Genomic DNA, 18,821 nt, shown 5'->3' with positions numbered 1-18,821 from the left:
TCGTGGCGCACCGAAACGACTGTCAGGCACGGCCTAATGCTGCCGCGCCGACGTGGCACCCACGAGGGCGACGGCTGCCCGAGCTGCTTGATCGAAGGGTTCGAGACTGCCGGCCGCCCGGCACAGCACATGTGCTCCTTCGAGGAGGCTGATGAGCAGGCTGGCGAGGTCGGCGGCGTCATCGCGGGCCATCCCCGCCGCAGCGAGTGACTCCGCGAGTTGCCCGGCCCAGGAAGCGAACGCGGCTGCCGCGACCCCGCGCAGTTCGGCACTGTTCCCATCCAGTTCGAGAGTGACAGCGGCAACCGCACAGCCGCTGCCACGGGTGGATTCCTCGACGACCGGGCGGATGCCGGCGAGGAACGCCTCGACGACGGCGAGCGGGCTGGTCCTCGGAAGCCCGGCCAGGTGAGCGTGTACGTCCTGACCGTTGCGGCTGGCCGCTTCGGCGGCGAGTTGCCGCTTGCCACCGGGAAAGTGGTGGTAGATCGCACCGCGGGCGGCTCCGCTGTCGGCGAGAACGTCGCTGAACGACATCCCCGCGAGGCCCCGCTGCCGCAATGCGGCCACTGCGGCGTCGATCATCCGGGTACGGGTGTCCTTGGCCATCCGCGCCTTCCTCACTTGACTAGTACGCCCATACTAGGCCATGCTAGCCGAGCTAGTACGTACGTCCTAGCTAATTGATGGGTAATTCCATCCCTAGCCGCGGAGGCGAGCAGTGGGCAAGACGTTCCTCTACACCGAAGTCCAGGCGTCGGTGCCGTTCGAGCACTTCGACTGGGAGCGGGCCAACGGCCCGATCAAGACCGCACCCGGACTGATCCGGAAGACCTGGCTGTCCGGGCTGGGCACCAACACGATCGGCGGGTTCTACGAGTTCGACTCGGCCGAGCACGCGCTGGCCTTCGCGCAGGGCCCCTTCGCCGAGGAGGCCCGCCAGGCCGGTGCCGCCGCGACGACCCGACTGTTCGACGGGGAGGTCGTCCGTGACGCCAGTGTCGACCTGCGCTCGCCGTATTACGCGGCGGACGCCGTCGACGCGGTGAAGGAGTAGGTATGGACGTCGCTGCGCACACCCCGGGGACCGTCTGCTGGATCGACATCGGGGCCCCGGATCCCGATGCGACAGCGGCGTTCTACGGGGAACTGTTCGGCTGGACCTACACCGCCTCCGGGGCAGACGGCTACCGGGCGGCTCTGCTCGATGGCCGGGCGGTGTCAGGTCTCGGGCCGGCCGAGGATCCGGGGCCTCCGTACTGGACGGCTGTCCTCAGCGTCGAGGACATCGACGCCGCCGCCGCGGCGTTCGCCGCGGCGGGCGCACGGATCGTCGTGCCGCCCGCCCCGGTCGCGGAACTCGGGCACGCGGCGGTCGTCGTCGACCCCGTCGGCGCACCGGTCTCCCTGTGGCAGCCCGGGACCCAGACGGGAATGCAGGCGGTCGGAGAACACGGCGCCTTCGCCTCGATCGAACTCCTGACGGGTCGACCCGACGAGGCGTCGGACTTCTACCGCCGCGTGTTGGGGTGGCACCTCGACGGCACGGAACGCCGGCCGGAAACCGGTGTCAGGGGAACGCCTCCACCAAGCCCGACCCCTCAACCCTCCCTGTGGCTCGTCAACTTCACGAGCGACGACGTCGACGCCACCGTCACCAGCGCGCTCCGCCTCGGTGCGACCCACGCCGGACTCGACTGCGGCGCCACCGTGCTCCTGCGGGATCCCGCCGGGGCGCTGTTCGGCATCGTCGCCACCCGCTGACCCCGGTCCGCGAGCAGCTGCGCCGGTCGCGTCACCGGGGTGAACCGGCACGGGCGTGGCGCCGTACGTGCCCACGGCCGCTCGATGCCGTCCTCGCCTGCCACTGGCCCGATGGGGGGAGCGCCTGTGGACGAGCCGAAGCCCGAGGGGGCGCCGAGACGGCCGAGTAAGATCGGATACGTGAGCCGCCTGCATCTCGACGACGAGACCGGGATCGACGAGCGCGGCATCGTCCACGGTGAGACCGTCGCTGATTGGCGCGAGCCGACGGCGCCAGTGGACTGGGCGGCGCGGGATTGGCAGCCGGATCCGGAGATCGTCGCGTACGCGCAACTCGGTGAGTGGGAAGCGGTCCTGGCCCGGGTGGGCCGGCATGCTCAGCTGGGCGTCCGGCGTGACGGCGGCCGGCCCGCCTGGCATGGGCTGAGCAAGTCGCCGGACGACATGAACCGCGGCATGATCGGGGCCAGCCTGCTGGACCCGGGGCGCCTGGCCGACGTCACTGCCGCGACCCATCGGGAGAATTTCACCGGCATCCACGTCCATGACGCCCAGCGGATCCAGCAGCTCGTCGTTCCGCGGATCGTCGAGCACCCGCCGGGCGGCGAGATGGACCCCGCCGAGGCTCGCGTCGTCGTCGGCGCGCCGGCCGCCCAGGCTCCCGCCGCGCCCCTCGACCTGCCCGAAGACCTGACCACCTCGCTGTTGCGGCGGCTGCGCCGCAAACCGGTCGACGTGGTCCGCATCGCGGTCGGGCTGCGTGTCGCCGAAACCTGGCAGCTGCCGGACGGCTTCCAGGTTCCGGTCATGTACGACGTGGCGCCGGGTCAGACCCAGGGGTACTTCGTGGACGAGGCGGGGACGCCACACATCACCCTCCAGCCCTGCCGGAACCACCACCTGGCCGGCGTGCTCGAGTGGTGCACGCACTGCCTGCAATCGACCTGTGTCTCCTGTCCGGAGGCGGTTCGCCGGTGCCGGCTGTGTCAGGGCGCGGCCTGCGGTGACTGCGTGGTGACCGAGGACGGCCGGTGCCGTGCCTGCGCCGCCCTGACCAAGGTCGGTCTTCTCGCCCGGAGTCGCTTCGGTGTCTCGATCGGCGGCTCCGCCTGGCACGGTGAATCCACCAACGTTCAGGTGACTGTCCGTCAGCAGCGCAACTGGTGGACGCTGGAGCGGTGGGACCGCAACGGGCGGATCACCATGCCTATCGATCCGGGAGCCAGCCGGTACCTGCGGTGATTCCTGACTTGGCGTGATCCGTTCAGTCACCGCCGGCCGGTCGCCGCGACGGCACGGCCGGTCAGTCGAGTTCGACCATCTCCAGGCCGAGTCGCGGCGGATCTACAGAGCTTTCCATGGCTGCGTCTCGCTCGCTCCCGGTCGCCCTGGACAGGGCGCCCACGCGCATTGACTTCCGCGGATCCTCGCACCAAACTTTGGGAGCGCTCCCATCGATCGTTCTGGATCAAGAAGAGGATCCGATGAGACATCGTCATGCATTACTCGCGTCCACCGTCGCTGGAGCTCTCGCCCTGGGCGGCATCGTAGTCGCCACACTTCCCGCGTCAGCCGCTACCACGGGCTGCTCCGTCACGTACACCGTCCAGAGCCAATGGCCAGCCGGGTTCACCACCAGCGTAGCGATCACCAATCTCGGCAGCGCCGTCACCGGATGGACCCTGACCTTCGATTTCCCGAACGCCGATCAGAAGGTCGCCAACGGCTGGAGCGCCACCTGGACTCAGTCCGGCGCCCACGTTTCCGCCACCAACCTCGCCTGGAACGGGTCACTGAACACCGGCGCGTCCACGTCCATCGGATTCATCGGATCGCAGAACGGCGCCAATCCGGTACCCACATCGTTCGCCCTCAACGGCACCCCCTGCACCGGCGCGGTAACCAGCCCGACAGCCAGTCCCAGTACCAGCCCGTCACCCAGCACGAGCACCTCCGCGCCCCCGCCGCCCAGCGGGCCGGCGCCGAAACTGCACGTGGCGGGCAACAAGATCGTCACCGCCGACGGCCGGGCGTATCGGCTTCTCGGGGTGGACCGGTCCAGCGCCGAGTTCGCCTGTGTTCAGGGCAAGGGTCTCTGGGACAACAGCCCCGTGGACCAGGCCTCCGTCGACGCGATGAAGACGTGGAACATTCATGCCGTTCGGGTTCCGCTCAACGAGGAGTGCTGGCTGGGTGTCAACGGAACCCCCGGCGGCGCCACGTACCAGCAGGGCATCAAGGACTACGTGAACCTGCTGGTCGCCAACGGCATCACCCCCATCGTCGACCTGCACTGGACCTGGGGCGCTTACACCACAGGACCCGACTGGCACTGCAAGGACGAGCACGCGACCTGCCAGAAGCCGATGCCGGACGCGAAGTACGCCCCGCAGTTCTGGACCGGCGTCGCCAACGCGTTCAAGGGCAACGACGCGGTCGTCTTCGACCTGTTCAACGAGCCGTACCCGGACCTCGCCAGCGACTGGGACAAGACATTGGCCTGGCAGTGCCTGCGCGACGGCGGCATGTGCACCGGCATCCCCTACGAGGTAGCCGGCATGCAGGACCTGGTGGACGCGGTGCGGGCGACCGGCGCGACCAACATCCTCATGATCGGTGGGCTGGAATGGGCGAACGACCTGCGGCAGTGGCTGGCATACGAGCCAACCGATCCGCTGCACAACCTGGCCGCCTCGTGGCACGCGTACAGCAACAACGCCTGCGCGTCAGTGTCCTGCTGGGATAGCCAGGTCGCCCCGGTCGCGCAGCAGGTGCCGATCGTCCTCGGCGAGTTCGGCCAGGAAGGCTGTGGATTCGATTACATGCAGACGTTGGCGAACTGGGCGGACGAGCACGGCGTCTCGTACCTGGCCTGGACGTGGAACGCTTGGGGCTGCACCACCGGAGCTGTGCTCATCAAGAGCTACGACGGCACACCGGAGCCGGGCGTCGGCGAAGGCTACAAGGCCCAGCTACTGGCCCGTGACCCGTACGCATGACGGATCCTTCGGCCGGTCACCCAGCAGCGGGTGGCCGGCCGGAGGACGCGCATCGGCGGTACCGGGTCCGCTCTCGAGTGCGATCAGATCGAGGCCTTGGCGACGGGCACCACGGCCGGCGCTCGACGCCGCCGGGATCGGAGTCTGAGCACGGCGCGGTGGCGTTCCCATTCGTCTGTCATTCGCCCGGTCACCGCGTGGCCGGCTTTCCGGTCCCGCCCCGTAGCCAGGTGACCTCGACCCCAGCGAGGTACTGCTCCCGCTCGGCGAGGAAGTGCCGGGTGTGCGGCTGCCGCTCGTGGACGTCGAAGGCTTCCCGATCCGCGTACAGCTCGTAGAAGATTCTGACGAGTGGCTCGTCCGGGACGGTGTGCACGAGATAGGTCAGCGTGCCGGGTTCCGTCGAGGTGATCCCGCGCAGGGTCAGCTCGGTCAGCGCGTCGAACCCCGCTGCCGCTCGCGGGTCGCGCAGCGTGAAGCGCACCACCAGACCGAATGCCTCGCTCACCGGACACCTCCACGTGGGCCGTCCCGGTAACCGCTCGGTCGAGCGGGTGTCAGCGCGGAGGGCCGGGCGAGAGCGTAACCGAACGCCGCACAGCTCACGCCGAGGAACAGGATCGGCGGGGGAGGGAAGAGCAGGATCGACAGTACGAGTGCCGGGAGCGCGATGCCGAGGTTGAGCAGGAGCGCGGCCCGGCTGCCGAGGAACAGGTGCGGGGCCCGGCGCAGCACCAACAGGTTCAGCGCTCCCAGACCGAAGATGAACAGTGCCATCGTCAGGCTGAACCCGGTGAAGAGCTGCCACATGGTGCGGTCGAGTCCGGCGATGGCGACGTGGGTGGTGGCCATCGCCTCGCGGGCGGCTCGTTCGGCGGCCGGCACCGGGGCGGCGGTGCCGGCGGCGACGACGGCCGCGTGCACGGCGCCGGCGACCACCAGGGACCAGGCCCCGGCGGCGCAGGCCCGGCGACGCGCGAGCGAGCTGTGCACGGTCATGCCCGCTCCTCCGGCATGGCGGGCGCGGGTCGCGGTGCCGGTGGGTGCCAGCCGGCGGCGGCGTCGAACCCGCGCATCCCGAGACGGTCCGGAGTCAGGCGTACGGTGAGGTCGCGCAGCGCCGTGACGGCGGCCGAGGAGCTCTGCGTGAGCCGGCCTAGCAGGCGCGACTGCCGGGCGAGGCCGGTGACACGGCCGGTCCGGGCCCGGTCGTACCGGGCCAGACCGGCGACTGTCGACGAGCCGTCGGCCACCGCGTGCGCCAGCACGACGGCGTCCTCGATGGCCAGGCCGGCGCCCTGGCCGAGGTTCGGTTCCATCGCGTGGCCGGCGTCGCCGAGCAACGCGACCCGGCCGCGGTGCAGCCGCGGCAGCGCCGGGTGGACCGCCGTGATGTCGTGGCGCAGCAGGTCGCCGGGCTCGATCGCGTCGAGCAGGGCCGGGATGGGGTCGTGCCAGCGCCGGAACCGGCTGCGCAGGCCGGCCAGCTCCGCCGTGCCGGGCTCGCGGGCGGTGGTGTTCGCGGTGGCGTACAGATAGACCAGATCGGGGCCGATCGGTACGACGCCGAAGCGTTCCCCGCGCCCCCAGGTCTCGCCGGCCCCGTCGATCTCCGCTGCCGGGAAGCGCACCAGTGCCCGCCAGGCGACGTAGCCGCGGAACTCCGCCGGCGGCTGGGCCGGCCAGAACGTCTGGCGCAGCCGGGAGTTGACCCCGTCGGCCGCGACGACGAGATCGGCGGGGACGAGCCGGTCGCCGCAGCGGACGCTCGCCTGCCGGTCGGGGTCACCGGCGTCGACGCCGGTGACCGTCTCGCCCAGCCGCAGGCAGCCGGGCGGCAGCGCGGCGGTGAGCAGCTCCGCCAGGCCGGCGCGGGTGAGGGCCAGCTGGGGGAGACCGTACCGGGCGACCATCTGATCGGCGCTCGTGCGCGACAGCCATCGCCCGTCGGGCCGGCGCACCCCGGAACCGGCCAGTGCCACCGCCCGGGACCGCAGCGCCTCGGCGAGTCCCAGGGTGTGCAGGGCCCGCACCGCGTTCGGCCAGAGGATCAGCCCCGCGCCGATCTGCTGCCTGGTGGCGGACCGTTCGTGGACCGCCACCGTCCATCCCGCGCGGTGCAGCGCGATGGCGGCGGTCAGCCCGCCGATGCCGCCACCGGCGACTACTGCCGACGGCCTTCTCTCTACATCCATAGAGGCGACGCTACAGCTGTAGAGGGAGTGGTGGCAATCTCTACATGGGTAGAGTGTGGTCATGATCTCCGCCCGGCACCGCCTCGTCGCCGACGCCGCCCTCGACGTGCTGGCCGAGCACGGCTCGCGGGGCCTGACGCACCGTGCGGTGGACACCGCCGCCGGCCTGCCGCCCGGCTCCACGTCGTACTATTACCGCTCCCGCGCGGCCCTGTTGAGCGCCTGCGTGGAGCGGCTGGTCGAGGCGGACTACGCGGAGCTGGACGCGCTGACGGCCATGATCAAGGCGGCCGATCCCGCCGCGCTGACCGGATCCGTCGCCGCGATCCTGCACCGGTGGCTGACCGCCGGCCGGCAACGCCACCTGGCCCGCTACGAACTCACCCTGGAGTCGGTGCGCCGCCCCGAGGTCGCCGCCGAACTGCGCCGTTCCGGCGGCGAGCTGCGCCGGCGCATCGCGGTGATCCTCACCGAACTGGGCGCCGCCGACCCGGCTCGCCAAGCGAACTGGTTGGTCGCCTGCATCGACGGGATCCTCTTCGACAACATCGCCGGGGTCCACGCGGGCAGCCCGGTGGACGCCGCGGACCTGCACGCCGCCGCCGACAGCCTGGTCGCCGCGGTACTACGCCGGTGAGGGCAGCGGGATGAGCGCCGGCGCGGTTGCCCGGGCGTGCCACGCTCCACCTCGGGGCCGAGGCAAACCCGCGACGGTGACCGTCCCGGGCGGCGCCCCGGCCGTTGCCGCCGCCGGCTTACTCCACGAGACCTGGCCCGGGCCCTGTCGGGCACCGTCGAACCCTCCGGCAGGTGTCGCTGAGCCTCGGTGACGCGCAGGCCCTGGAGCTGCCCGACGGATCGTTCGACACGGTGGGGCAGGATGCCCGCTCCGCCGAGGGGCATCCCCGAGCGAGGCTCACACCGGTATCAGGGTGTCGTGGACGACGGCGACCGAGCAGGCGCTGTGCCGCAGCAGGTGCTGGCTGACCGAGCCGAGCACCAGCCCGCGCACCGTGCCCCGGCCACGGCTGCCGACCACCACCAGCCGCGCGGCGCCGCTCTCCCGGGTCAGCGCGGCCGCCGGGTGCTCGGCCACCGCCTCGGCTTCGATCCTGAGATTCGGGTACTCGTCGCGCAGGTCGGTCACGAGCGAGTCGAACGGTTCGCGTGCGGAGCCGGGCACGAGACGGCCCGGGCCGTCGGGCCAGATGCCGGTCGGTGGCGCCCAGGCCCGGACCACCCGCAGCGACACCCGGTGCGCTGTCGCCTGGGCCGCGGCGAGACTCAGCACCGGCGAGGCGATCATGGCGTCGTCCACGCCGGCGACCACCGGGGCGTACGGCGCCGGCGCGCCCCGGACCACCACGACCGGGCAGTGCGCGTGCGCGCTGACCGCGGAGCTGACCGAGCCGAGCAGATCGGCCACCGCGCTGTGCCCGCGCCCGCCGACCACGACCAGCCGGGCCCGGCGGGACCGGTCGATCAGCGCCTGGGCGGGCAGGGAGCGCACGTGCTTCACCGTCAGGTCCACCGTCGGATGGGTCAGCTTCGCCTCGATGAGGGCCTGCTCGATCATGTCGCCGACCACCTCGACCAGGTGATCCCGCGGGTGAGCCGGGCCGGCGAGCGAGTCGCCGACCGGCGTCCACACCGGTCGTTCGTCGGCGTGGAGCAGTTCCACCGGGGTCCGGGTGCGATCCGCCTCGTCCAGCGCCCAGGTGAGGGCGTGGACGGCGGCGGGCGATCCGTCGTACCCCACGATGATCTTTCGCAGCACGGAGATCACCTCTTCGCCGTGATCACGGCGGATCCCCGCCGCCGGGTGACCGTCTTGACGACGGTGGGTCTGGTGGCTCATCGGCCACGCCCTCGGTGATCCCGGCGGCGGGAAGGCGCCTGAGACCAGCGTCGCTCCGCCGGGTCGCGCCGGACAGTGTCATAGGTCCCGATCGCTGCCATTCGGCCCTGTCGGTGCGGTTCGCGACGGCGCACGCTGAGGCGGACACGATCCTTCGACGGAGAAGGAGAAAACCATGAAGGGCCTTGTGTACGACGGAGCCGGCGCCCGTTCCTGGACGGAGGTCCCGGACCCCACCATCCGCGACCCGCGGGACGCCGTGATCCGCGTCGACGCGGTCACCATCTGCGGCACCGACCTGCACATCCTGGGCGGTGACGTGCCCGAGGTGCGGCCCGGCCGGATCCTCGGGCACGAGGCGGTCGGCACCGTGGTGGAGACCGGTACCGGGGTGAGCCGGCTGAGCGCCGGCGACCGGGTGCTCGCCTCCTGCATCTCGGCCTGCGGCAGCTGTGTGTTCTGCCGCGAGGGCCGGTACGGGCAGTGCCGCGGCGGTGGCGGCTGGCTGCTCGGGCACACCATCGACGGCGTGCAGGCCGAGTACGCCCGGATCCCGTTCGCCGACCTGTCCACCCATCAGCTGCCCCGGGAGCTGCCCGACGAGGCCGCGGTGCTGCTGGCCGACATCCTGCCCACCGCGTACGAGGTCGGGGTGCTCAACGGCGCCGTCCGGCCGGGCGACACGGTGGTCGTGGTCGGCGCTGGACCGATCGGCCTGGCCGCGATCCGCACCGCGCAGCTGTTCTCCCCGGCGCATCTGGTGGCGATCGACAAGGCCGAGAGCCGGCTGCAGGCGGCCAAGAACCTGGGCGCCGACATCACGATGACCCCGGACCGGGTGCCGCTCGGCGCGATCCGCGGCCTCACCGGCGGTCTCGGCGCCGACGTCGTGATGGAGGCGGTGGGCATCCCGGAGACCTTCGAGATGTGCCAGCGGCTGGTCCGCCCGGGCGGCCGGATCGCCAACATCGGCGTGCACGGCAAGCCCGCCACTCTGCACCTGGAAGAGCTGTGGGGCAGCGACGTCACGATCACCACCGGCCTGGTCGACACGTACTCGACGCCCCGGCTGCTGGACATGCTGGTCGCCGGGCAGCTCGACGTGTCCACGATGATCACGCACCGGTTCGGCCTGGACGAGTTCGAGCGGGCCTACGACGTCTTCGCGAGCGCGGCGACCAGCGGCGCGTTGAAGGTGCTGCTGAGTCGGGACCAACGGCCCTGACGGTGTTAGCAGTGCGCGGCTAACGTGCTAATTGAGAGTCGAGAAGGGAGGTTGCGATGACCACCACGACCACCCGGCCCACCAAGGCCGAGACGCCCAAGGCGGCGCCCGCCGCGGAGAAGCGGCGTGCGTACGGCCGTGAGATCGGCACGCTCGCGGTGAACGTCTACGAGCGCGGGATCGCCGACATCGTCGCGTTCGAGAAGGACGCCGCGAAGATCACGCCGTACCCGTGGGCGAAGAACGCGCTCACCGTGAGCGCCGGACTCATCGAGGACGTCGGCGCGGCCTACATCCGCACGGCGCGCCAGATCCTGCGGTAGGCATCCGTCCACACCGGCCCGGGGCTCAGGCCCCGGGCCGCTCACCGTTCCCGGCCCGGCGTTCCCGGCCACGCCGGGCGATCGTCGCCTCGGCCATCGCCGCGTACACCTCGCCGAGCGCCTGGCGTTGCCGCGCGGTCAGGTTCGGGTCGGCGGCGATGGCGGCGAGCACCGCCGGCGGACCGGGCTCGGTCGGCCCGGCCTCCGCCATCAGCGCGTCGGCAGTGGTCCGCAGGGATCCGGCGATCGCGTGCAGCACCCGCTCGGACGGGGCGCGCAGGCCCCGCTCGATCTGCGACAGGTACGGGTTCGAGATGCCCACCATGGAGGCCAGCTGCCGCATCGACAGCTCGGCCAGCTCGCGCTGCCTCCGGATGATCTCCCCGAGCGTCACCGGGGTGTCCTGCTCCGCCATAGTTCTCGCAGCTTAAGCGGTCAGCGCCGCCGGGATGGTCCGCTGGGCGGTCCGCAGCACGTCGGCGCGTCGCCGCCCGTCCATCAGGTTGCCGCCGATCGCGTCGAGATCCGCCGGGCCCGGGGTCAGGACGGTGACCCGGGCGCCGGTGCGCTCCACCTTGGCCACGTCGCGGCGCAGCTCGGCGGCGAGCAACTGGCGAACCATCCGCTCGGCGCGTATCGCCGGGTGGCGCGGCCGGTCGGTCTCGAAGCTGGCCATCGGGGCGAGCACGTACACCTCGTCGTACGGCTCGGAGCACAGCAGGTCGACCGAGGCGATCGAACGCACCCCGCCGTCGACGTACCGGCGGCCGCCGATCACCGCCGGGCGGTGCCAGCCGGGGATCGAACAGGAGGCGACCACCGCGTCCGCCAGCGGTGCCGGCGGGCTGCCGGCGCGGCCGAAGACGATGCGCCGGCCGGCTTCGTAGTCCACCCCGACGATCCAGGTGTGGTGCCGCGGCCACCGGTCCGGGACGTCGCCGGCCAGCGCCTGCACGTACCGGCGGACCGAGTGGTGCTCGCAGCGGCCCTCGGGCAGCAGCGCGGAGGCCAGCACGCGCGGGTGCACGCTGTGCGGGGCCAGCGCGGCGGTCGCCAGCATCCGCGGCGACCCCAGCCGCCAGCGCGGCGCCGACGGCCGGATTCCCGAGTCGCGCTCGAACTCGTCGGTGCCCGGCACCGTCGCGTCACCGGCGCCCAGCTGATGCGCCACCAGGTCGTCCGGGCGGGACCCGTGCCGCAGGGCAGCCGCCACCACGCTGCCGGCGCTGGTCCCGATGATGGTGTCCACGTCGGCCAGCGGCCGCCCGACGCGCTCCTGAACCGCGGCGAGGCCGCCGATCATCCAGGCCGCGCCCAGCGTGCCTCCGGCCCCCAGCACCAGGGCCACCCGTTTCTCAGTCACCATGCGTCCCACCCCTGTGCCTCCCATGGTTGCACGCCTCGCCCGCCAAGAGGGGGCGTCCGGCCCTGCCGAGAAGAGGACGCCTGGCGACATCGTGAAGAGATAGCGACCCAGAGCGATGCAAAGGGGAGTGTCATGGACTATCTGAGCCCGTTGGACGCGTCCTTCCTGGACGCCGAGGACCAGGATCCACACGCATCGCTCGCGATCTCCTCGGTGGCCGTGCTGGACGGGCCGGCGCCGAGCCAGGAGGAGTTCACCGCGGCGATCCGCGGCCGGCTGCCACTGGTGCCACGCTACCGGCAGAAGGTCCGCCGGATGCCGTTCAACCTGGGCCGCCCGGTCTGGACCGACGACCCGGAGTTCGACCTCGGGTTCCACCTGCGACGCACCGCCCTGCCCGCGCCGGGCGGCGACGGCGAGCTGGCCACCCTGATCGGCCGGGTGATGAGCCAGCGGCTGGACCGGGAACGCCCGCTCTGGGAGGACTGGGTCATCGAGGGGCTGGCCGGCGGCCGCTGGGCGCTGCTGTCCAAGGTGCACCACTGCATGGTCGACGGCGTCTCCGGCAACGAGCTGTACCGGCTGATCTGCGACACCGGCCCGGAGCCGCGCCCGCCGGTCACCGACGACTGGACGCCGGCCCCGCCCGGTCCCGGGCTCGACCTGTCCCTGGGCACCCTGACCAGCCTGCTGCGGTTCCCCTACGACCAGGCCCGGATGCTGGTCGGCCTGCTGCGTACCCCGGCCGCCGCCGCCGAGGTGGCTAGTGGGCTGGTGGTGCTGGCCGAGGGCTTCGTCCCGGCCACCCCCACCCCGCTGCTCGGCCCGATCGGCCAGGCCCGCCGGTACGCCCTGGCCCGGGTCCCGCTGGCCCGGCTCGTCGAGACCGCGCACGCGCACGGTGTCACGGTCAACGACGTCTATCTGGCCGCTGTCGCCGGCGCCCTGCGCCGGCTGCTGCTGGCCCGCGGCGAGCAGGCCGATCCGTTCGCGGTGCGCACCCTCGTTCCGGTCAGCATGCGCCGCACCGACCAGCGGAACCAGCTGGACAACCGGCTCGCCTCACTGCTGGTGCAGTTGCCGGTGGAGTTCGACGACCCGCTGGCCCGGCTGGCCGCGGTGCACCAGCGCATCGCCGAGCTGCGCGCCGCCCACGAGGTGGAGGCCGTCAGCGGCATCGTCGAGCTGGCCGACAACGAGCCGTTCGGCGTGGTGTCGCTGGTCGTCCGTACCGCGTTGCGCCTGCCGCAGCGCGCCCTCTCCGCCGTGACCACCAACGTGCCCGGTCCCCGCAAGCCGCTCTACATCCTGGGCCGCCCGATCCGCGAGATCCTGCCGTACGTGCCGATCGGCGAGCGGATGCGCGTCGGGGTGGCCGCCTTCACCTACACCGATCAGGCCGCCTTCGGGATCACCACCGACTACGCCTCGGTTCCGGAGGCCGACGACCTCGCCGGCTGGCTGGCCGCGGAACTGGACGCGCTGCACCGGGCGCGGGCCAAGCGGCCGCGACGCCGGCGGGACGCGGCAGCGGCCCGCAAGCCGGCCTGACCACGGGACGGGGCCGACGACGTCGACCCCTCGCCGTGATGCCGCGCGCGGCATCACGGCGAGGCGGCCGAAGACGCGGCGGAGGCCGGCCTCCGCCGCGTGCTACCCGCCGCCGCCGCGTGCTACCCGCCGCTGACCGGCCAGTTCGCCAGGGTATCGGCGAACCGGTCACGCAGCTCGGCGATCCGCTTGTCCAGCTCGTCCACGGTCCAGCCGGTGGTGGGGATCGGGTCCAGCACCGCGACGTCGACGGTTCCGGGGTGGACCAGCAGCGAGCGGCGCCAGGCCAGCTCGCCGGTGTTGCGCAGCACGATCGGCACGATCGGGACGCCGGCCTGCATGGCCAGGTGGAACGCGCCCTTCTTGAACCGGCCCAGCCGGGGCGTCGGCATCCGGGTGCCTTCGGGCAGCACCAGGATCGACGTCCCGCCACGCAGCCGGTCCACCGCCTGCTCCAGGGTGTGCTTGGCGTTCGCCAGGTTGGCACGGTCGATCCACGCCGGGTTCAGGATCGTGCCGATCACCAGCATCCGCGGGTCGAACCGGGCTTCCCGCTTGGCCACCGCGGTGAAGTCGTGCCGCAGCAGCGCGCCCAGCACCAGCACGTCCAGGGTGCTCTGGTGGTTGGCGACGAACACCGCCGGGCGGGCCCGATCGATGTGCTCCGCGCCGGTCACGTTCAGTTTCACCCCGGCCAGCGCGAGCCCGGTGTCCACCGCCAGCTCGATGCCGAGGTTCATGCCCCGCCGCCGGTCACCGGACAGCAGGCCGTAGGCCATCCCCACGCCCAGCGCCACGTTGACCCCGGTCAGCGCGCCGAGCGTGCCGAGCCCGGCCCACAGGGTCGGTGACTTCGGCTCGCGCAGCGTCAGCACCGGCCAGTCGCGCTCGGCGGCGGCCTCGGTCAGCGCCGGGTGCGGGTTCAGCGGGTACGGCCGGCCGACCGAGGTGAGGAACGCGAGATCTTCGGCGCCGTTGGCGTACCCGAAGCTCTGTCGCAAATTGATCCGTGCGCCGCGGGCGAACGCCCGCACCGCCGCGGCCTTGCGCTCGCCACACACCAGATCCGTGGTGCCGCGGCCGGTGTAGACGCCGTCGCTCTGCTCCAACTCGGTGCAGATGATGTGCGGGATGCCCAGGTCGCGGGCCAGCGGTTCGATCTGCGGGCGGGTCGCCGAGGACGCCACCGCGACGGTGTGCCCGCGCCGCAGGTGCGCCCGCACGAGGTCGCGGGCCTCCGGCCGGATCGCGCCGGCGATCCGCTCGGCGAACACCCGCTGCCCGATCGCCGCCACCTCGTCGGCCCGCATGCCGCGCAGCGTGGCGAGACCGGCCCGGCCGATCGCCTCGGGGTCGCCGTCGCGGGCCATGCCGTCGACCGCGGCGAGCAGCACCCGGGCCAGCTCCGCCGGTCCGGCCTGACAGCGGCGGATCCGGTCCTGGTAGAGGGCGGCCACCGTGTAGCCGCGCACCAGGGTGCCGTCGAGGTCGAAGAAGGCGCCGATCCGTGGCCCGCCCGGTCCGCTGCGGACGGCCTCCATCACGTCGGCGGCGGTGACGTTCATGACCGGTCCTGATCGGCGAGGGCGGCGATCACGTTCACCAGCCGGACCGTCTCGTGGACCTCGGCCAGGAAGTCGGCGCGCCGCTTCGCCAGGCCGGGCGAGGTGGACTCGACCAGGTCGCGGTGCCGGGCCAGCCGTAGCGCCGGCCTGAACAGCTCCAGCGACACCGACTCCTCACTCGCCAGGCGCTTCTGCAGAGCCCACTGCCTGCCGACGCGCAGGCATTCGGTCAGGAAGCGCTCCTCGTCGAACGGCTCGGACTCGTCGGTGGCGTCGAGCCGGTCGGCGACCACGTGATAGGCGTCCAGGAAGGGGCGCAGCACCAGGTGCGCGACCAGCGGCCGGGTGTGTTCCAGCCAGCCGCGGGCCTCGGCCGGGGTGAACTCGTGCAGCCCGGCTGCCTGGCCCGGGTCGGCCAGGGCCAGCTCGGTGGTCATCTCCTCGGCGAACTCGGCGCGCGACGGGAAGAAGAAGTCGAATTTGAGCAGTTCGCGCAGCCGCAGGGTTTCCCGGTGCGCGGTGCGCAGCCCGTTCTCGCCCCCCTCCGCCGCAGCCGCCAGGCCCAGTTCGCCGATCGCCCGGTTCACCAGCACGTGCACCGCGTTGTTGCGGTAGAACGCGGCGACCAGATGCTGGCCGGGCGCGATCCGCCAGATCGTGTCGGTGCCCTCGTCGTAGCCGGCGAGCACGCCGGAGCGGACCAGGTCGTCCAGGGTGCGCCGGATGGTGGCCCGGTCGGTCAGGTTCGCCGCGCCGGCCACCGGCCGGCCGCGCCGGATGAGGTACCGCGCCAGCGGGGCGACGGTGGTCAGCACCTCGTCCAGGGTGAGGGCCCGGTCGGCGGCCAGCAGCGCCAGACACACCACCGCCGTGGTGGTCACCGGGGTGGCCCGGTTGATCCGGTGCGAGGTCTCCAGTGCGACCCGCTCCACGACATGGGTTCCGGCGGGGTCGCCGGCGCGCAGCTCGGCGAGCCGGTCCCGCAGCGGGATGGGGTCTCCGAACTCCAGGTAGGCCCGGCCGAACCGCTCCCGCTGGGAGCGGCCGAAGTTCCACAGCCAGCGCAGATCCTCGGGGTGCTTGCGCATCCCGCGTGCCTCGTCGGTCATCAACCGGACCTCGTGCAGCTGCTCGTAGACGATGGACACCGGGACGATCAGCGCCCGCCTGCCGGGCTCGGCGTCGAGCGCGTCGACGAGGTAGTGCAGCACGCCGTACGTCGGCGGGCGCAACTTGCCGGTCCGGGTCCGGCCGCCCTCGATCGACCAGCACAGGTTGCGCCGGTTGCGGAGCAGTTCGGCCAGGTAGGCGCGCAGCACCAGCCGGTAGACGGGCAGGTCGGCGGTGGACCGGCGGACGTAGACGAACCCGGAGTGGCGCAGCAGGTGGTTGAACGGGAACACGTCGAGGTTCGCGCCGGCCAGCACGAACGACGGCGAGATGCCGCCGCGCGACACGGCGGCCGGCACCGTGATGCCGTCCAGGTACGACCGGTGCGAGAACGGGAACAGCAGCGACTGGGTGCGATCGAGCACCCGGAGCCGGCGCAGCTGCTCCGGATCCAGCACCAGATCGTGGGCGCGGGTCAGCCAGCGGCTCATCCGTCCCCAGTCGTCCACCGCGCGCCGGGTGTGCGTGGCGCCCATCTCGCGCAGATACCCGGCGGCCTCGGTCCGCACCTGCCGCGGATCGCGCCCGAGCGTCGCTGCCAGGGCGTCGACCTGGGCGGTGAAGGCGGGCGTGGTCAGCAGTTGCCGGACCTCCGCGGGGTCGGCGGTCACGCCGGCCCGGTCCAGAATCTCGGTGATCATGGCTGTCGCTCCCGCATGTCGTCGGGGACCGCGACCCGCGCCCGGGCCCGGGCCGGGTCACGCATGCTCAGCAGCGGCACCTCGATGCCATAGGTGACGTAGTGGCCCACCGGCCGCAGCTCCAGCACCGTGCAGGTGGCCCGCCGCGCGGGCGGGATCAGGGCGGCGAGCCGGGGCATTCCGGCCAGGATGTCGCCGGGATGGACGAGAGCCACGGCCGGGAAGCTGACGGTGGCCGGTGGGATCGGCGCCACCAGCGACAGCAGGCCACCGCGCCGGACCGGCACGGTCACCGCGACCCGCCGGCCGGCCGCGATGTGCCGGGCCTTCCAACTGTCCTTGGCGACCACCACGAACATCCGGTCGCCGTCGATGGTGTAAACCACCCCGCTCGAGCGGGGCTCCCCGGCCGGCGTCACGTGGCTGAGCACCGCGAAGGAGTGGCGGGCCAGGGTCTTCCAGATCTGCTGTGCGCTCGGAGCGGACATCATAGACCTCCCTATCCGTCAAGGTAGGTCCGTCCCGGGACCCGGCGGAGGGGGCGGGCGCCGCCTTCGGGCGGGACTTTCGTCCCTGCCCGTGCCCGGCTGTCCGGACCACCCTGAAAGGAGAGACCAAAGGGGAGGACGACGATGACCTACCGCATCGCGATCAATGGGTTCGGCCGGATCGGCCGCAACTTCCTGCGCCGGCTGACCGCCAAGGACATGGTGAACAGCGGCCTGCGGGTGGTGGCGATCAACGACCTGTACGACACGGCCACCCTGGCCCACCTGCTGGAGTACGACTCCACGTTCGGGCGGCTCGACGCCGAGGTCGGGCGGGACGACGACCAGCTGATCGTCGGCTGGCACCGGATCCCGACGTTCGCCTCGCGCACCCCGGACACGCTGCCCTGGGGCGAACTCGGTGTCGACCTGGTGATCGAGGCGACCGGGAAGCTGCGGGCCCGTCACGACGCCGCGCTCCACCTGAAGGCGGGCGCCGGCCGGGTGCTGATCTCGGCCCCCGGCAAGGAAGCCGACGCCACGCTGGTGCCCGGGGTCAACGCGGACACCTTCGACCCGGCCGAGCACCTGGTCGTGTCGGCCGCGTCGTGCACCACGAACTGCGTGGCGCCGCTGGTCAAGGTGCTGCACGAGGCGTTCGGGATCGAGCGGGGCTACCTGACCACGGTGCACGCGTACACCAACGACCAGAACGTGCTCGACGCCCCGCACAAGGATGCCCGCCGGGCCCGGGCGGCGGCCGTCAACATCATTCCGACCAGCACCGGCGCCGCCAAGGCGGTCGGCCTGGTCCTGCCCGAACTCGACGGGAAACTCGACGGCGTGGCGCTGCGGGTGCCGGTGGTCGACGGCTCGATCAGCGACCTGACCCTGACCTTCGCCGAGGAGGTCACCCCGGAGCGGATCAACGAGGCGGTCGCCGCGGCCGCGGCCGGACCGATGCACGGCATCATCCGGTACACGGAGGCACCGCTGGTCTCCACCGATGTGGTCGGTGACCCGGCGTCCTGTGTGTTCGACGCCCGGCTGACCCAGGCACAGGGCACTCTCGCCAAGGTGTTCGGCTGGTACGACAACGAGTGGGGCTACACCAACCGGCTGCTCGACCTGACCCGCCTGATGGCGGATGCCCGAGCGTGACCGGCGACAGCGAATGGCCGGCGCCCGATCCGGGCGCCGGCCGTCGCATCGGTGGACCTCATTCGGGGATGCTCGCCGGAACCGGGGTCGGGACCACCACCACCGGGCAGGTCGCCTTGCGGATGACGGCCTCGCTGACCGAGCCGAGCACCGAGTGGCGCAACCGGCCGTGCCCGTGGCTGCCCAGCACCAGCAGGTCGGCGCCGCGTGCCGCGGTGGTCAGCACCGCGGCCGGGCTGCCCTCGACGAGTTCCGCGGTGATCGGCAGGTGGGTGCCCCGCGCCGCGATCACCTCCTGGACCTGCCGGTGGAGCACCTGGCTGGCGTGGCGCCGCTGTTCCTCGGGGGAGGTCGCGGTCAGCACGTCCGCCTCGACACCGTCCCAGTACCAGGCCATCACCGCACGCACCGCGGTGTCCCGGTCGGCGGCCTCGCCGGCCGCCCAGTCCAGAGCGCGGCGGCTACCGTCGGAGCCGTCCACGCCGACGACGATCAGATGGTTGTTCATGTCTTCC

The 18,821-nt window shown here is 72.3% G+C and carries 21 protein-coding genes and 1 pseudogene; 10 read left to right on the top strand and 12 right to left on the bottom strand.

Features of this window, described 5'->3' with window-relative positions; all coding sequences use genetic code 11:
* Positions 1-33 precede the first annotated feature (33 nt).
* The gene (locus Actob_RS24675) at positions 34-609 is read right to left on the bottom strand and encodes a TetR/AcrR family transcriptional regulator (protein ID WP_284914179.1); all 576 of its coding nucleotides are present in this window, start codon (positions 607-609) and stop codon (positions 34-36) included.
* A 112-nt stretch (positions 610-721) separates the two neighbouring features.
* Here Actob_RS24675 and Actob_RS24670 point away from each other — a divergent pair, with 112 nt between their 5' ends.
* From Actob_RS24670 to Actob_RS24655, 4 genes and pseudogenes are all read left to right on the top strand, one after another.
* The gene (locus Actob_RS24670; protein WP_284914178.1) at positions 722-1,057 is read left to right on the top strand and encodes a hypothetical protein; all 336 of its coding nucleotides are present in this window, start codon (positions 722-724) and stop codon (positions 1,055-1,057) included.
* 2 nt (positions 1,058-1,059) lie between these two features.
* Positions 1,060-1,764 (top strand): VOC family protein, encoded by a 705-nt coding sequence (locus tag Actob_RS24665; RefSeq protein WP_284914177.1) that lies wholly within the window; start codon positions 1,060-1,062, stop codon positions 1,762-1,764.
* Positions 1,765-1,944: 180 nt separating this feature from the next.
* Entirely contained in the window at positions 1,945-3,006 is a 1,062-nt protein-coding gene (locus Actob_RS24660; protein WP_284914176.1) for a hypothetical protein, read from the top strand.
* A 116-nt stretch (positions 3,007-3,122) separates the two neighbouring features.
* Positions 3,123-3,593: pseudogene (locus Actob_RS24655) on the top strand (cellulose binding domain-containing protein); the annotation flags it as partial.
* Here the strand turns inward: Actob_RS24655 and Actob_RS24650 are convergent.
* The gene (locus Actob_RS24650) at positions 3,509-3,781 is read right to left on the bottom strand and encodes a hypothetical protein (protein ID WP_284922551.1); all 273 of its coding nucleotides are present in this window, start codon (positions 3,779-3,781) and stop codon (positions 3,509-3,511) included. The pseudogene Actob_RS24655 and the gene Actob_RS24650 overlap by 85 nt on opposite strands.
* On the opposite strand from Actob_RS24650, the gene Actob_RS24645 reads away from it, so the two are divergent.
* Complete coding sequence (locus tag Actob_RS24645; RefSeq protein WP_284922380.1) at positions 3,759-4,763, top strand: glycoside hydrolase family 5 protein; 1,005 nt, start codon at positions 3,759-3,761, stop codon at positions 4,761-4,763. The genes Actob_RS24650 and Actob_RS24645 overlap by 23 nt on opposite strands.
* A gap of 190 nt (positions 4,764-4,953) precedes the next feature.
* Here the strand turns inward: Actob_RS24645 and Actob_RS24640 are convergent, their stop codons facing one another.
* The 3 genes from Actob_RS24640 to Actob_RS24630 are packed head-to-tail and all read right to left on the bottom strand — an operon-like array spanning position 4,954 to position 6,958.
* Positions 4,954-5,271: a putative quinol monooxygenase gene (locus Actob_RS24640; protein WP_284914175.1), complete on the bottom strand. Its 318-nt coding sequence runs from the start codon at positions 5,269-5,271 to the stop codon at positions 4,954-4,956.
* Positions 5,268-5,762, bottom strand: a complete 495-nt coding sequence (locus tag Actob_RS24635; protein ID WP_284914174.1) for an LIC_13387 family protein — start codon at positions 5,760-5,762, stop codon at positions 5,268-5,270. Before Actob_RS24635 ends, Actob_RS24640 begins: the two co-directional genes overlap by 4 nt.
* On the bottom strand, positions 5,759-6,958 hold the full coding sequence (locus tag Actob_RS24630; RefSeq protein WP_284914173.1) for an FAD-dependent monooxygenase: 1,200 nt from the start codon (positions 6,956-6,958) through the stop codon (positions 5,759-5,761). Before Actob_RS24630 ends, Actob_RS24635 begins: the two co-directional genes overlap by 4 nt.
* Positions 6,959-7,019: 61 nt before the next feature.
* Between Actob_RS24630 and Actob_RS24625 the strand changes: the two genes are divergently transcribed.
* Positions 7,020-7,595 carry a TetR/AcrR family transcriptional regulator gene (locus Actob_RS24625; protein ID WP_284914172.1) on the top strand — a complete coding sequence of 192 codons (576 nt, stop codon included), beginning with the start codon at positions 7,020-7,022 and terminating at the stop codon, positions 7,593-7,595.
* A gap of 279 nt (positions 7,596-7,874) precedes the next feature.
* On the opposite strand, the gene Actob_RS24620 is transcribed toward Actob_RS24625, so the two are convergent.
* Positions 7,875-8,735, bottom strand: coding sequence for a universal stress protein (locus Actob_RS24620; RefSeq protein WP_284914171.1), 861 nt, complete (start codon positions 8,733-8,735; stop codon positions 7,875-7,877).
* 256 nt (positions 8,736-8,991) lie between these two features.
* Between Actob_RS24620 and Actob_RS24615 the strand changes: the two genes are divergently transcribed.
* Positions 8,992-10,041 (top strand): zinc-dependent alcohol dehydrogenase family protein, encoded by a 1,050-nt coding sequence (locus Actob_RS24615; RefSeq protein WP_284914170.1) that lies wholly within the window; start codon positions 8,992-8,994, stop codon positions 10,039-10,041.
* A gap of 56 nt (positions 10,042-10,097) precedes the next feature.
* On the top strand, positions 10,098-10,364 hold the full coding sequence (locus tag Actob_RS24610) for a hypothetical protein (RefSeq protein WP_284914169.1): 267 nt from the start codon (positions 10,098-10,100) through the stop codon (positions 10,362-10,364).
* A gap of 25 nt (positions 10,365-10,389) precedes the next feature.
* On the opposite strand, the gene Actob_RS24605 is transcribed toward Actob_RS24610, so the two are convergent.
* Together Actob_RS24605 and Actob_RS24600 are read right to left on the bottom strand one after the other, a co-directional pair.
* Positions 10,390-10,779 carry a helix-turn-helix domain-containing protein gene (locus tag Actob_RS24605; RefSeq protein ID WP_284914168.1) on the bottom strand — a complete coding sequence of 130 codons (390 nt, stop codon included), beginning with the start codon at positions 10,777-10,779 and terminating at the stop codon, positions 10,390-10,392.
* Between the two features lie 12 nt (positions 10,780-10,791).
* On the bottom strand, positions 10,792-11,730 hold the full coding sequence (locus tag Actob_RS24600; RefSeq protein WP_284914167.1) for a patatin-like phospholipase family protein: 939 nt from the start codon (positions 11,728-11,730) through the stop codon (positions 10,792-10,794).
* A 132-nt stretch (positions 11,731-11,862) separates the two neighbouring features.
* On the opposite strand from Actob_RS24600, the gene Actob_RS24595 reads away from it, so the two are divergent.
* Positions 11,863-13,281, top strand: coding sequence for a WS/DGAT/MGAT family O-acyltransferase (locus Actob_RS24595; RefSeq protein WP_284914166.1), 1,419 nt, complete (start codon positions 11,863-11,865; stop codon positions 13,279-13,281).
* A gap of 122 nt (positions 13,282-13,403) precedes the next feature.
* Here the strand turns inward: Actob_RS24595 and Actob_RS24590 are convergent, their stop codons facing one another.
* The 3 genes from Actob_RS24590 to Actob_RS24580 are packed head-to-tail and all read right to left on the bottom strand — an operon-like array spanning position 13,404 to position 17,145.
* Positions 13,404-14,846 (bottom strand): HAD-IB family hydrolase, encoded by a 1,443-nt coding sequence (locus tag Actob_RS24590; protein ID WP_284914165.1) that lies wholly within the window; start codon positions 14,844-14,846, stop codon positions 13,404-13,406.
* Positions 14,843-16,657, bottom strand: a complete 1,815-nt coding sequence (locus tag Actob_RS24585; protein WP_284914164.1) for a lysophospholipid acyltransferase — start codon at positions 16,655-16,657, stop codon at positions 14,843-14,845. Before Actob_RS24585 ends, Actob_RS24590 begins: the two co-directional genes overlap by 4 nt.
* Complete coding sequence (locus Actob_RS24580; protein WP_284914163.1) at positions 16,654-17,145, bottom strand: PNPOx family protein; 492 nt, start codon at positions 17,143-17,145, stop codon at positions 16,654-16,656. Before Actob_RS24580 ends, Actob_RS24585 begins: the two co-directional genes overlap by 4 nt.
* 144 nt (positions 17,146-17,289) lie before the next feature.
* Between Actob_RS24580 and gap the strand changes: the two genes are divergently transcribed.
* Positions 17,290-18,306, top strand: coding sequence for a type I glyceraldehyde-3-phosphate dehydrogenase (gene gap, locus Actob_RS24575; RefSeq protein ID WP_284914162.1), 1,017 nt, complete (start codon positions 17,290-17,292; stop codon positions 18,304-18,306).
* A 58-nt stretch (positions 18,307-18,364) separates the two neighbouring features.
* Here gap and Actob_RS24570 read toward each other — a convergent pair whose 3' ends face one another.
* Positions 18,365-18,814, bottom strand: a complete 450-nt coding sequence (locus Actob_RS24570) for a universal stress protein (protein ID WP_284914161.1) — start codon at positions 18,812-18,814, stop codon at positions 18,365-18,367.
* Positions 18,815-18,821: the final 7 nt, after the last annotated feature.

This window comes from Actinoplanes oblitus, from assembly GCF_030252345.1.
GTDB classification, from domain to species: domain Bacteria; phylum Actinomycetota; class Actinomycetes; order Mycobacteriales; family Micromonosporaceae; genus Actinoplanes; species Actinoplanes oblitus.
The sequence above is the reverse complement of the archived record's forward strand: the minus strand, read 5'-3'. Positions and strand labels throughout refer to the sequence as shown.

Excerpts from the sequence above, each read along its gene's own strand:
- Actob_RS24590 (WP_284914165.1), bottom strand. The coding sequence starts at position 14,846 with ATGAACGTCACCGCCGCCGACGTGATGGAGGCCGTCCGCAGCGGACCG.
- Actob_RS24580 (WP_284914163.1), bottom strand. The coding sequence starts at position 17,145 with ATGTCCGCTCCGAGCGCACAGCAGATCTGGAAGACCCTGGCCCGCCAC.
- Actob_RS24610 (WP_284914169.1), top strand. The coding sequence starts at position 10,098 with ATGACCACCACGACCACCCGGCCCACCAAGGCCGAGACGCCCAAGGCG.
- Actob_RS24570 (WP_284914161.1), bottom strand. The coding sequence starts at position 18,814 with ATGAACAACCATCTGATCGTCGTCGGCGTGGACGGCTCCGACGGTAGC.
- Actob_RS24585 (WP_284914164.1), bottom strand. The coding sequence starts at position 16,657 with ATGATCACCGAGATTCTGGACCGGGCCGGCGTGACCGCCGACCCCGCG.
- Actob_RS24615 (WP_284914170.1), top strand. The coding sequence starts at position 8,992 with ATGAAGGGCCTTGTGTACGACGGAGCCGGCGCCCGTTCCTGGACGGAG.
- Actob_RS24595 (WP_284914166.1), top strand. The coding sequence starts at position 11,863 with ATGGACTATCTGAGCCCGTTGGACGCGTCCTTCCTGGACGCCGAGGAC.
- gap (WP_284914162.1), top strand. The coding sequence starts at position 17,290 with ATGACCTACCGCATCGCGATCAATGGGTTCGGCCGGATCGGCCGCAAC.
- Actob_RS24605 (WP_284914168.1), bottom strand. The coding sequence starts at position 10,779 with ATGGCGGAGCAGGACACCCCGGTGACGCTCGGGGAGATCATCCGGAGG.
- Actob_RS24635 (WP_284914174.1), bottom strand. The coding sequence starts at position 5,762 with ATGACCGTGCACAGCTCGCTCGCGCGTCGCCGGGCCTGCGCCGCCGGG.
- Actob_RS24600 (WP_284914167.1), bottom strand. The coding sequence starts at position 11,730 with ATGGTGACTGAGAAACGGGTGGCCCTGGTGCTGGGGGCCGGAGGCACG.
- Actob_RS24625 (WP_284914172.1), top strand. The coding sequence starts at position 7,020 with ATGATCTCCGCCCGGCACCGCCTCGTCGCCGACGCCGCCCTCGACGTG.
- Actob_RS24665 (WP_284914177.1), top strand. The coding sequence starts at position 1,060 with ATGGACGTCGCTGCGCACACCCCGGGGACCGTCTGCTGGATCGACATC.
- Actob_RS24675 (WP_284914179.1), bottom strand. The coding sequence starts at position 609 with ATGGCCAAGGACACCCGTACCCGGATGATCGACGCCGCAGTGGCCGCA.
- Actob_RS24630 (WP_284914173.1), bottom strand. The coding sequence starts at position 6,958 with ATGGATGTAGAGAGAAGGCCGTCGGCAGTAGTCGCCGGTGGCGGCATC.